This is a genomic window from Verrucomicrobium sp. BvORR034 (genome assembly GCF_000739635.1).
In the GTDB taxonomy this organism is placed as follows: Bacteria; Verrucomicrobiota; Verrucomicrobiia; order Verrucomicrobiales; family Verrucomicrobiaceae; genus Verrucomicrobium.
Genome location: NZ_BATQ01000052.1, coordinates 1 through 12,951, shown reverse-complemented (window position 1 = coordinate 12,951; position 12,951 = coordinate 1). Strand labels below are relative to the sequence as shown.

Below are 12,951 nucleotides of genomic sequence, written 5' to 3'. Positions count from 1 at the left end.
CACCGTGGCGTACCATTTTGAGCCCCGTCCGCGCCTCTGGCTCACCTCCCTGGGGCTCAGCGGCATCATCGGCCTCGCCCTCCTGCTCAGCACCCGCACCTCCTCCGCCGTCACCACCCGGCTGGACCGCTGGCAGATCTTCCGCCTCTTCCTCATGCCCTTCTGCGTCTCCAGCTTCGCCGCCCTGGTGAAGGACCAGGGCTTCCTCCTCATCTTCCCACCCACCTGGCAGGAAACCCTCAGCGCCCTCACCCTCATCGCCGCCTTCTGGGGACTCACGGGGCTGTTAGAGCGCGTGTATGCTTTGAAGGTACCGGCAACCCAACTTGAGCAACAAACGTGAAGCGGACCGTTCCGGGAAAACTTCAAAAGCCAAACTTCAAACTTCAGAAGCTCCCCGCGAATTGGAGTCAAGAGAATCTGCTGGCCCCAGATCCTGCCTCATCCCTCCACCACTCCACCACTCCACCACTCCGGCATTCCTAATTCCTAATTCCTAATTCCTAATTTCCCCCTCGCCTCACTCATGCCGCAACCCGAACATTCCTCTCGCACAAATGCCCAACCGTTCTTAAACTTCCCGCATGGAACTCCGGCACCTCCGCTACTTCCAGGCCGTGGCCGAGGAACTCAGCTTCTCGAAAGCGGCGGAAAAGCTCCACATCGCCCAACCTGCCCTGAGCCGCACGGTCAAGGAGTTGGAGGACGACCTCGGCGCGGAGCTTCTCCAGCGGACGAAGCGCAGTGTGAAGCTCACCCCCGCCGGAGCCGTGCTCCTGCATGAGGCGGGCATCCTGCTGGGTCTCTGCGAAGAAGCCATCCGCAAGGTCCACCGCACCGTGAAAGGCCAGGAGGGCGAGCTCCGCCTCGGCTTCATCGGACCGCCCACCCAGCCCTTCCTCTCCCGACTCCTCAAGGAATACCGCCGCCGCCATCCTCGCGTGACCGTCATCCTGGAGGAGCGCACCCCCGAACGCGTCTGGGAAATGGTCTCCAAGGATCGCATCGACGTCGGCCTTACCCGCCCCGTCGCCGCCAGCGACCGCATCCCCCTCCAGACCCTCCTCCTGCGTCGCGAGTCCCTCTCCGTCGTCGTCCCCCGTTCTCATCCCCTCGCCACCGAGACCAAGGTCACCTGGAAGATGCTGGAAGGCCAGCCCCTCATCGTCCTCGCCCGCCGCGAAGGCGTCGGCCTCTACGACCGCATCATGATCGGCTGCCACCGCGCCGGGTTTTCCCCCAAGCTCACCCTCACCCCCAGCATCGTCGGCACCGTCGTCACCTACGTCGAAGCCGGTGCCGGCATCGGCGTCGTGCCCGAAAGCGTCGACACCCTCACCCGCAGCCCCGACCTCATCTTCAAACCCCTCCACCCCATCGTCTCCGTCGACCTCGTCATGGTCTGGAACAAGGCGGCGGGCGGGAGTAATCCCGCTGCTGAGGCCTTCAGGGCGTTGGTCAGTGAGTGGGTGAATCAGGACGTACTCATGCCAGTGGGCAGTGGGCAGTCATCAGTGGTCAGTAAGTGACACAGCCGTCCCGGCTGTCAGGGGTATTTGAGCGTTCTCTGACGGTCATTCACCCTGAGCCATTTGCACCTCCATCCCTCCGTATCCCAGTGCGTCAGAATCCGTAATTTGCTCACCAAAGGTGTTTTGCCCCCGTTAGCGTCAAGTTGGCGTCCGTCAGCGGTTCCCCCTTATCCCTCTTCCCTAACCCCTTTTCCCTCTCCCCGTTAGTGTGAATCAGTGGTTCGCCTTTCTCCTAAACCAGGCTCCGCCGCCTAAACGCCCGCTTGCGGGCCCTCAACCAGCCGCTTGCGGCGTCTCAACTCTCCCCGTATCTTCCCAGCTTGTCCTCCCTGCCTCCATCCCCTGCTCCCCGCCCCGCCCCTCCCGAACTCCTCTCCCCAGCCGGCAACTGGGAATGCGCCCGTGCGGCCGTCGCCAATGGCGCGGACGCCATTTTCTTCGGCCTGCCCCGGTTCAACGCCCGGCTGCGCGCGGACAACTTCACGGAGGAAGACCTGCCGGAGCTCATGGCGTTCCTGCACAAGCACGGCGTGCGGGGGTATTGCGCGTTCAACACGCTCATCTTCACCGGGGAGCTGGAGGATGCTGAGAAACAACTCCGTCTCCTGGAGTCGGCGGGTGTGGACGCGGTCATTGTTCAGGACCTGGGCCTGGCCCGCATGGTGAAGGCGCTCGCGCCCAAGCTGCATCTGCATGCCTCCACGCAGATGACCATCACCTCGCCTGAGGGCCTGCGTTTTGCCCGGAACCTCGGGCTGGATCTGGCCGTGCTCTCGCGCGAGCTCTCCCTGCGCGACCTGGAAGCGTTTAAGAAAGACGCCGAGCTGCCGCTGGAAGTCTTTGTGCACGGCGCTCTTTGTGTCGCCTACTCCGGTCAGTGCCTCACCAGCGAGTCCCTTGGTCGCCGCAGCGCGAACCGGGGCGAGTGCGCCCAGGCCTGCCGCATGCCGTATGAGCTAGTCGTCGATGGCGAACTGCGCGACCTGGGCGACAAGCGTTATCTCCTCTCCCCGCAGGACCTCGCCGCCGTGGAGGAGATCCCCAGCCTGATCGCGGCGGGCATTCACAGTTTCAAGATCGAAGGCCGCCTCAAGTCGCCAGAGTACGTCGCCGCCGTCACGCGGGTCTATCGCAAGGCCATCGACACCGCTCTGGAGGCGCTGGAGAACGACCAGCCCCTGCCGCCGCAGCTCATGAACGAGGAGGACCGTTATTCCCTCGAGATGACCTTCAGCCGCGGACTCTTCAGCGGCTGGATGCACGGGGTGAATCACCAGCAGCTTGTGGGCGCCCGCTTTGCCAAGAAGCGCGGCCCGCTCGTGGGCGAGGTCCGCACCGTCGACCGTGATACCATCGAACTCACGCCCTTCCAGATCCCCCTGAAGCCCGGCGACGGCGTGGTGTTTGAGAACCCGTCCGATACCGACCGCGAGCAGGGCGGCTATCTCTTCCAGGTCGAAGGCAGCCGCATCGCCTTCCAGCGTGGCAAGATCGACTTCACCTCCATCCAGCCCGGCACCCGCGTTTACAAGACCGCCGATCCCGCCCTGGAACGGGAGCTTCAGGCCACGTTTAAGGGCGACCTGCCCATTCGCAAACGTCGCACCCTGCACTTCACCGTCACTGGTCAGGCCGGACAGCCCCTCGCGGTGGAAGTTCGAGACTTGAACGGAGGCGTCAATGCCAGTCTGGAAGGGCCAGTGCTCGCCCAGGCCAGCTCCGCCATGCCGCTGGAGGTGGCCCAGAAGAAGCCCCTTTCTCGCGAGACCCTGGCCGAGCAGTTCGGCCGCCTCGGCGGCACGCCGTATGAACTCGCCGGGCTGGATTCCCAGCTTGAGGGCGCGGTCATCGTGCCTGTGAGCGAGCTCAACCGCCTGCGCCGCGCCCTCGTGGCCGCGCTGGATCTCCTGCCCTCCGCCCCGGTGTTCGAGGCCCCTTCGCCCGAAGGGCTCAAGCCCTCTGCGCGCGCCATGCTCGCCCCGTTGGAGGAGGCCCGCCTGGATCTCGCCCCCACGGTCGAGGCCCGTCTCTATGTGCTCTGCCGCAGCATGGAGCAGATCGATGCCGCCCTCGCCGCCAGCGTGGCCCGGCTCTATGTGGACTTTGAGGACGTGCGCCTCTATTCGGAGGCCGTCCAGCACGTTCGCGCCCATAACAGCGCCCGCGCTGCGGCTGCCGCTTCAGCATCGGGGACAGAGGCCAAGCCCCAGACCGAAACCGGGACCGAGATCTTCCTCGCCACCCCGCGCATTCAGAAGCCGCGGGAGGAAGGGTTCTTCAAGCTCATCGCCCGGGCCAACCCCGACGGCGTCTTGATCCGGAACCTCGGGGCCATCGGCTTCTTTGCCGGCACCGGCCTGCGCACCACCGGCGATTTCTCGCTCAACGTGGCCAATCCCCTCACGGCCGAGTTCTTGAAGACCACCGGCCTGGAGCAGCTCACCGTCAGTTATGACCTGAACATCGAGCAGGTGCTGGACCTCCTCTACGGCTGCCCGCCCACTTGGTTCGAGCTCACGCTTCACCAGCACATGCCCATGTTTCACATGGAGCACTGCGTCTTTGCCTCCTTCATGTCCACCGGCAGCACCTTCCTGGACTGCGGCCGCCCCTGCGAGCGCCACAAGGTCAAGCTGCGCGACCGCACCGGCATGGAGCACCCGCTCAAGGCCGACGTCGGCTGCCGCAACACCCTCTTCAACGCCGTGCCCCAGACCGGGGCCCGGTTCTATGAGATGCTCTACGGCGCCGGCCTCCGCACCTTCCGTGTCGAGTTCCTCGAGGAATCCGGCCCCGAAGCCGCCCAGACCCTCGCCCTCTACCAGGACCTCATGTCCCACCGCCGCGACGGCGAAACCCTCTGGCGTGATCTCAAGGCGCAATCCCAGTTGGGCGTGACCTCAGGGACGTTACGGGACCGGGAGCGAGATCCGTTGATTGCGTATTGAGGGGCTGCAGTGCTGTGTGACAGCATTCCAAGCTGTCTGCTCAGCAGGATTGTATCCTGCCCACGCCCCCCTCCGCCGCAGGCGGCAAACTTTCCTCACCCCTCCCACAGCCTGCCCACACGCCACTCCAAGGCCTCACGGCTCGGCAAGTAAGCGTCATCAAGTGGCGGGATGATCCTCCTCCCCTGTAGTTCCACCAGTTCCGCCTCGCCGGCGGACCGGTGTCGCATCAATTTCCTCGACACCTCCCACACGCCACTAGGACCAGGAGCAATTAGAAACCGGTCCATCGCCCAGTGATGGTTCTTGCACAGCGCCATCCCGTTGGTGGGATGATCATTGAAGCTCGTACTGAAAGGGATCAGGTGAGCTGCATCCACAAAGGTCATTTCCCGAAGTTCCTTCTGCCCAGGCAGCTTGATGCGCAAACCGCAGGCAGCGCATTGGAAATCATACGCTTCCACAACCTTCCGCCGGAATCCTGCAGACCTTCCACTTTTGCCCACTTCGCTTTCAGCATCGGACGCCAATTCACTCTCCATTTCTCGGCCTTCAGGCTGAGTTGAAGCCCGGTAGGCACTGGACATGTCATGGAGTGAAGGCTCAATAAACAACCTGCGCAGCGCTTCCATCTTTCCCGGGAAGTAGCGGCTCACCAGCGCCAAGCGCAGCTCCATCCTGTCCTTCTGCAGATGCAAAAACGGCTCAATCGGGGTAGAAATTCGAGCGTACACCGTTCCGGCATTTGCCTCAGCCACTGTCGGTGTCGACTCCAAAGGCACCGTTCTTCCCCCTGGCACAATCTTCATAGGCTCCCACCACCCCTCCTTGCGCAAATAGAGGAAGGGATTTTCGGGCGAACTGTCGTCGTCCCTCTGTTTCACCAACTCAAAATACTGTGTGAACAAGGACCGAAGTCTCATTCCCCACTTGATCTTGTGCGGTTCAGCAACTCTCTCCGCAACCAGATCCAGAACCGCCAACAAGAGCAACGGCTTGTGGGGTCTCTCATGGCGTTCCGGCCCGTTGCCGATGATACCCACATGCAGGCGATAGAGCGTCTCAATCGCGTCCTCAAGCTTGGGGGGATGAGTTGCTGAATTCATCATTAGTTGAGCATGTCTATTTGACCGCATGCGACAAGTACCGATCCCCCAACTCAAAGAAAAAACTTGGCCAGACCTTTCCTCAGCCCATAATGTACCTCCAGAAACGCCGTCTCCACCTAAATCACTCATTCTGAGCAATTATTGCGATATAGACACCCCTCAAAAGTCAAAAGAGAGTCATTGTACAGGCGGGGTCACCTCACCGTATGAACAAGAAATCCCTCACCGAGACGGACATTCGGTCCAAGTTCATTACTCCGGCTCTCTGCGGGCCAGACGGCGCGGGTTGGGACCTCATGACCCAGGTTCGGGAAGAGTTCTTCTTTACCAAAGGCCGCGTCATGGTAAGGGGCAAGTCGGTGCAACGTGGCACAGCCAAAAAGGCCGACTACATTCTCTACTACAGGCCGAATCTGCCCATTGCCGTCATTGAGGCCAAGGACAATCAGCACTCCGTCGGCGATGGCATGCAGCAGGCACTGGAGTACGCAGAAATCCTCGACGTTCCCTTTGCCTACAGTTCTAATGGCGACGCCTTCCTCGAACACGACCGCACTGCCACCAGTGGCACGGTGACGCGTGAGATTCCTCTCGGCCAGTTCCCCTCTCCAGAGGAACTTTGGTCCCGACTCTGCGTTGCCAGAGGCCTTACCCCGCCCCAGATAGCTGTCTACACGCAGGATTATTACGACGATGGTTCGCAGAAATCCCCCCGCTACTACCAACTCATCGCCATAAATCGCACAGTCGAAGCCATCGCCCGTGGGGAAGACCGCCTACTCCTGGTCATGGCCACCGGCACCGGCAAGACCTACACCGCCTTCCAGATCATCTGGAGGCTTTGGAAGTCTGGCACCAAGAAGCGCATTCTCTTCCTCGTAGACCGGAACATCCTCGCTGACCAGACGAAGACGAACGACTTCAAGCCCTTCGGCACCGCGATGACCAAGATCACCAATCGCACGGTGGACAAGGCGTTCGAGATCTACCTGTGTCTCTACCAAGCCGTCACCGGCACCGACGAAGACAGGAACATCTACAAACAGTTCTCGCCCGACTTCTTCGATCTCGTGGTGGTGGACGAGTGCCACCGCGGCAGCGCCGCAGACGACGCCGCTTGGCGGCAGGTGCTGGAGTACTTCGGCTCCGCCACCCAGATCGGCCTCACGGCCACGCCCAAGGAGACCAAGGACGTCTCAAACATTGAATACTTCGGTGAACCAGTGTACACTTACTCGCTTAGGCAGGGGATCGCCGACGGTTTCCTCGCCCCCTACAAGGTTGTCCGCATTGGCCTAGACAAGGACCTCGACGGCTGGCGGCCGGAGGATGGGCAGACGGACAAGTATGGGCAACTCATCGATGACCGAGAATACAACGACCGCGACTTCGACCGCACCCTCATTCTGGAGAAACGCACGGAGTTAGTCGCAGAGAAGGTGACCCAGTTCCTCCGCGCCACCGACCGCTTCGCCAAGACCATTGTTTTCTGCGAGAACGTCGACCACGCCGAGCGCATGCGGCAGGCGCTAGTGAACACCAACCCCGATCTCGCTGGGGCCAACAGCAAGTACGTCATGCGCATCACCGGCGATAATGAGGAAGGGAAGGCTCAGCTCGACAATTTCATCGATCCGGAGTCGGTCTACCCTGTCATCGCCTGCACATCCCGACTCATGAGCACGGGTGTGGATGCTCAAACGTGCCAGCTCATCGTTCTGGATCGCCGCATCGCTTCGATGACCGAGTTCAAGCAAATCATCGGGCGCGGCACCCGGATAAATGAAGACTACGGTAAGCTGTTCTTCACCATCATGGACTTCCGGCGGGCCACGGCGCTCTTTGCCGATCCTGACTTCGATGGCGATCCCGTCCAGATCTACGAACCAAGCCCTGACATCGTTCCTGTGCCGCCGGAGGACCTACTCGGCGCCAATGATCCCGTTGACATTTCGGACTTCCCATGGCCCCGAGAAGATTCGCCTCCCTACGGGGCGGAAGGTGGTGCAATCGCCCCCCCAAAGCCCACGCGGTATGTTGTCAACAATGTCCCCGTCGCCGTAGCAGTGGAGCGAGTGCAGTACATGGACGCGCATGGCAAGCTCATCACCGAGTCCCTCACAGATTATACGCGCAAGACGATTCGGGAACACTATGTCTCGCTCGACGCCTTCCTCACCACCTGGACCAATGCCAATCGCAAGCAGGCTATCCTTGAGGAACTAGCCACTCAAGGCGTCTTTCTCAACGAACTGGCCGAACTGGTCGGCAAGGACCTCGACTCCTTTGACATCATCTGCCACGTGGCTTTTGACCGCCCCGCGCTCACCCGCCGAGAGCGGGCAGACAAGGTGAAGAAGCGGGACGTATTTGGCAAATACGAGACCAATGCCAGGGCTGTCCTGGAGGCCCTCTTGGACAAGTACATGGACTCCGGGATCTCCAGCGTCGAGTCATTGGAGATCCTCAAGGTGGATCCGCTCCGCAGCTTCGGCACCCCGGTGGAAATCATCAAGCTATTTGGAGGCAAGCCTAATTACCTCGCAGCCTTGACGGAGCTCGAAAGCGCTCTTTATCAGGAGGCTGCCTGACCAACCTTGATTCACAGCATGCCTTTCCAGAACGCTGAAGCATCCATCTTGCGCTACAATCAGCTTTGCCTGCACTACAATCTCGTAGCCGATGCCGTATACCAGAAGCGTCAGCAGACGTCATACCTGTTCGACGAGCAGTACCAACCGTATTTGACCGCCGGACTCCTCGCCTTCGACATGGGGCGAATGATGGGCTCTGGAACCCATAGCCGTTATGACGTTCGGGAAGGTGGGTTTGCTACGCGCCTTCATGAAGTATTGCAAAGAGTAAGCCCTATTTTGGAACCTTACACCAAAGTGACGCTGGCAGAGGTTGAGTTGGCAACTCACAGTACATCGTTGGAACAAGCTTACAACATTCTGACCCAACTCGGCCCTCAGGAGAAACAGTTCCACGTAGGCGCGACGAAGATTCTGCATTTCATCAATCCTGAACTGTACCCCATCATTGACAGCAACGCGGCACGTTTTTTCAGGGAGAAGCTCGGGATTCCTTTTCGTACTACCACCCAGCCAGGTTACTCCGCGAAAATGTACTTGCTTTCCATGCAGAAACTTAAAGAGCTGATCCTGGAATACGGCCTCGAACGCTTCCGCCAGCTCGAACCCGGCACCCCACTCCTGCGCATCGTCGACAAAGTAGCTTTCGTTTCCGGAGGCATGCAAGCCGTAGAAACCGCCTGACCCATGCCCAACGTCTCCAATCTCGTCAAATCCATCCAGGACATCATGCGCAAGGACGCCGGCACCTACGGCGATGCCCAGCGCCTTGAACAAATGGCCTGGCTCTTCTTCCTCAAAATCTTCGACGACCGGGAGAAGGAGCTGGAGATGCTCCGCGATAACTACCGCTCGCCTCTCCCAAGGCACCTGCGCTGGAGCACTTGGGCCAGCGATGAGGAGGGCATCACCGGCGAGGCCCTGCTCGACTTCGTCAACAACACTCTCCTGCCCAAGCTCAAAAGCCTCTCTGGTGGCGGTGACAAAATTGCTGGCCTCATACGCATGGCCTTTGAGGATGCCAACAACTACATGAAGAACGGCACGTTGATGCGGCAGGTCATCAACAAGATCAACGGCATTGATTTCAACGTCTCCGATGACCGCCACATGTTCGGCGACATCTACGAAAAGCTCCTCAAGGACCTTCAGTCCGCAGGGAATGCGGGAGAGTTTTACACTCCGCGCGCTGTCACCCAGTTCATTGTCGACCAGGTCAACCCCCGGCTTGGGGAGACCCTCATGGACCCCGCCTGCGGCACCGGCGGTTTCCTCGTATGTGCCATTGAGCACCTTCGTCGCCAAGCCAAGACGGAAGCCGATGAGCGCACCATTCAAGGATGCTTCTCCGGCATTGAGAAGAAACACCTGCCCCATGTGCTGTGCATGACCAACCTCCTTCTGCATGGCATCGACGTCCCCTCCAACGTGCGCCACGACAATACGCTGGCCCGCCCGCTGCGCGACTGGAGCCCTCGGGAACGAGTGGATACCATCATCACCAACCCACCCTTCGGCGGCATGGAGGAAGACGGCATTGAGGCGAACTACCCCAGCGAGTTCCGCACCCGCGAGACCGCGGACCTCTTCCTCGTTCTCATTATGAAGCTGCTTAAACCAGGTGGGCGTGCCGGTTTGGTGTTGCCTGACGGAACCCTGTTCGGTGAAGGAGTAAAGACCCGGATCAAGGAGTCGCTCCTTACTGATTGCAACCTCCACACCATCGTGCGTTTGCCCAACGGCGTCTTCAACCCCTACACTGGCATCCGCACCAACCTCCTCTTCTTCACGAAGGGTACCCCCACTACAGAGGTCTGGTACTATGAGCACCCGTATCCACCGGGGGCCAAGAGTTACAACAAAGGCAAGCCTATCGACATTAAGGAGTTCGAGGCCGAAAAAAAATGGTGGGGCAAACCCGACAAACACGGGCGCTACAGCAAGCGTGACGAAAACGACCAAGCCTGGCGCGTCTCTATTGAGCAGATCAAAGCAGGCAATTACAACCTCGATCTCAAGAACCCGCACAACCCCGACACCGGCCCCGGCGACGTGGACCACCTGCTGCCAGAATACGAAAGGCTCTTGGAAACCATTGCCGCCACCCGTGCGCAGCTGAAACAGGAACTCCACCACGCCCTCACCGCCACCGCTGGTTCCGCTGAATGACGCTCGAAACCTTTTTTGAGAAGTTTGATCTCTTCGCTGATGCCCCGAATGCGGTAGGCAAGATGCGAGAGTTGGTGCTTGAATTGGCGGTGCAGGGGCGACTCGTCTCGCAGGACACAAAGGAAGAATCTGCACACGCCCTGTTGGAACGTATCTCGTCCTCAGCGAAAACACGGCACCGAGACTCAAATGAGGTGGATGGTGTCGTTGCACCATTCGAGATTCCCGAGACTTGGGCGTGGGTTCCGTTGCCGCGAGTGCTAGAAAAGCTGACCGACGGGACGCATCATTCACCACCGAACGGGCCGTCCGGCGAATTCATGTATGTCACCGCGAAGAACATCAAGACGGACGGGGTTCTTCTCGATGGGATCACCTACGTGAGCAAAGAGGTTCACGACGAGATCTATTCACGCTGCGACCCGAGCTTTGGCGACGTTCTCTACATCAAGGACGGTGCCACAACGGGCGTCGCCACGATAAATCAAGTCAAAGAACCGTTCAGTATGCTTTCTAGCGTGGCATTACTGAAACCGTCGAAAGCGGTTTCCAACCGCTACCTTCTCTGGGCGATGCGTTCACCGTTCTTCTATCAGGAAACTCGCGGAGCGATGAAGGGTGCAGCCATTACCCGAGTTACGCTTTCGGTGATGGCCGCGAGCCTTCTTCCCCTCCCGCCCCTCGCCGAGCAGAAGCGGATTGTGGCGAAGGTGGATGAGCTGATGTCGCTGTGTGACCGACTTGAGGCGCAGCAACATGAGCGCGAGAGGCAACACGCCGCGCTGGCCCGGGCGTCGCTAGCTCGCTTTACCGAAGCACCCACCCCGGCCAACCTCGATTTCCTCTTCCACCAGGCTTACGCCATCCCCCCGGCCGCTCTCCGCAAATCCATCCTCACCCTCGCCGTTCAAGGCAAACTCGTCCATCAAGACCCCAACGACGAACCGGCGGAGAAGATTCTCGCAAACATCGCTGACGATGTCTTGAAGGCCGTTCGAGCAAAACGAATGAGGAGTTTTCGACCGTTCTCTGCACACAAGCACGAAACTCCATTCGATCTTCCTGCCGGGTGGGCTTGGGCACCACTCGGAAACTTAATGGCGGCAGAAGACGGCGCAATGTGCGATGGCCCGTTTGGCAGCAAGCTCAAGACGGAGCACTATGTTCCCGCGAAGGGCTATGCTGTACTTCGCCTTGGAAACATCGGGGTAGGTTACTTCATTCATGGAAAAGAAGGCCACATCTCTCGCGAGCATTTCGAGTCGCTCCCTAGCAATCACGTAGTGCCTGGCGACCTTCTCGTGGCGGGTCTCGCCGACCCACTCGTTCGCTGCTGCGAAGTACCGCAGGACATTGGACCAGCAGTAAACAAGTCTGATTGTTTTCGCGTGCGACTCAGTAAGCATATCGATCGTTCATACGTCCGGCACTTCTTGAACTCACCAATCGCAAAAGCGTTTGCCGCTGAGGAAAATCATGGAATGACTCGGGAGCGTATCAACTTGTCAGGTGCGAAGGCTCTTCCGGTGTCAGTCCCCCCCCTCGCCGAACAACGCCGAATCGTGGCGAAGGTGGACGAACTGATGGCCTTGGTGGACGCGCTGGAAGCCCAACTTACAGCTGCCCGCGCGACAGCTAACAATCTATTTGGAGCTGCCGTAGCCGAACTTACTTCCTCGAATTAAGCACCATGCCAACCCGCTCACGCATCGTTTACTTGGCCTCAGAAGCACACAAAAAACACTGGTCCCCCGGAGGAAGCGTATCCGAGCAAACAAAGAAATCGCAGACCACTTGCAGGGTGTGGCAAGACCTTGTGTTAGACGAGTTTGGGAACCGATTCAGCAGAGAACGCCCACTCAACGATGACGGCCCATGTCAAAAGATCGATCTCCTAGACAATTGGGACTTCATTGCCTACGAACTCAAAGCGTCGCAGAACAATGTTCACATGGAAATTTACCGGGATGTTTTCAAAGCGTTGGTTTTCAATCAGCGTCATCCCGACAAACCTATTCGAACTCTAGTGTTCATCGCTCCGATCACTGGGATCAAGAGGTTGGGCACAACTTTCCCCAAAGACGTCCAAACCATCTCCCGAGGCCTCAATCTGGAACTGATACTGGAAGGTATTTAGGTGGGGCAACGTGCTGGAAGACGTGTTGCAGGAAAAACGAGTGGGGCCGACTCACAGTCACCGTAGCCCTACCCATGGTTGTCGACTGGTGCCCTATACTATAGATATTATGTCTGGAGCTTGCACAGACGTAAGCTGATGCGGATGTATTTAGATTTTGTTGAGCAAGTGTGCCCTAAGGGTGCCGTGAATTCGCAAACTGAAGTTTGACCTACAAGCAGCTACGAATGGCGGAGTTTGTGGCAAAGTAGTAGTGAGCTTTAGAGTGTGTGTCAAAACACGAAAACGAAAAATTAGCGGCTATCAAAACACCCTGGAAACCCCGAGAAAACGCAGCGGCATTCAATTGTGCGCGATGAATTTTACACGTCATAGAAAAACAGAGCTTCCTCCGGAGTTTTGACACACTCTTTTTAGCTCGGTATTTTCAGCACTGGATGGTGTGACTGAGCGCACTGAAGG

General features: G+C 59.0%; 8 protein-coding genes. 7 read left to right on the top strand and 1 reads right to left on the bottom strand.

The features are described from left to right. The 3 genes from BV034_RS09920 to BV034_RS09910 all read left to right on the top strand — a co-directional run. The coding region (locus tag BV034_RS09920) for a hypothetical protein (RefSeq protein WP_050026556.1) at window positions 1-343 on the top strand (343 nt) is incomplete at its 5' end. Between the two features lie 241 nt (window positions 344-584). After that, entirely contained in the window at window positions 585-1,529 is a 945-nt protein-coding gene (locus BV034_RS09915) for a LysR substrate-binding domain-containing protein (RefSeq protein WP_050026555.1), read from the top strand. Between the two features lie 323 nt (window positions 1,530-1,852). Then, the gene (locus tag BV034_RS09910; protein ID WP_050026559.1) at window positions 1,853-4,480 is read left to right on the top strand and encodes a U32 family peptidase; all 2,628 of its coding nucleotides are present in this window, start codon (window positions 1,853-1,855) and stop codon (window positions 4,478-4,480) included. A gap of 95 nt (window positions 4,481-4,575) precedes the next feature. On the opposite strand, the gene BV034_RS09905 is transcribed toward BV034_RS09910, so the two are convergent. After that, window positions 4,576-5,718: an HNH endonuclease gene (locus tag BV034_RS09905; RefSeq protein WP_081887701.1), complete on the bottom strand. Its 1,143-nt coding sequence runs from the start codon at window positions 5,716-5,718 to the stop codon at window positions 4,576-4,578. A 77-nt stretch (window positions 5,719-5,795) separates the two neighbouring features. Between BV034_RS09905 and BV034_RS09900 the strand changes: the two genes are divergently transcribed. The 4 genes from BV034_RS09900 to BV034_RS09885 are packed head-to-tail and all read left to right on the top strand — an operon-like array spanning window position 5,796 to window position 12,037. Continuing rightward, window positions 5,796-8,180 (top strand): DEAD/DEAH box helicase family protein, encoded by a 2,385-nt coding sequence (locus BV034_RS09900; RefSeq protein ID WP_050026551.1) that lies wholly within the window; start codon window positions 5,796-5,798, stop codon window positions 8,178-8,180. 18 nt (window positions 8,181-8,198) lie between these two features. Then, window positions 8,199-8,867, top strand: a complete 669-nt coding sequence (locus tag BV034_RS09895) for a hypothetical protein (RefSeq protein WP_050026549.1) — start codon at window positions 8,199-8,201, stop codon at window positions 8,865-8,867. Between the two features lie 3 nt (window positions 8,868-8,870). Then, window positions 8,871-10,352: a class I SAM-dependent DNA methyltransferase gene (locus tag BV034_RS09890; RefSeq protein WP_050026547.1), complete on the top strand. Its 1,482-nt coding sequence runs from the start codon at window positions 8,871-8,873 to the stop codon at window positions 10,350-10,352. Then, window positions 10,349-12,037 (top strand): restriction endonuclease subunit S, encoded by a 1,689-nt coding sequence (locus tag BV034_RS09885; protein ID WP_050026545.1) that lies wholly within the window; start codon window positions 10,349-10,351, stop codon window positions 12,035-12,037. Before BV034_RS09890 ends, BV034_RS09885 begins: the two co-directional genes overlap by 4 nt. Window positions 12,038-12,951 lie beyond the last annotated feature (914 nt).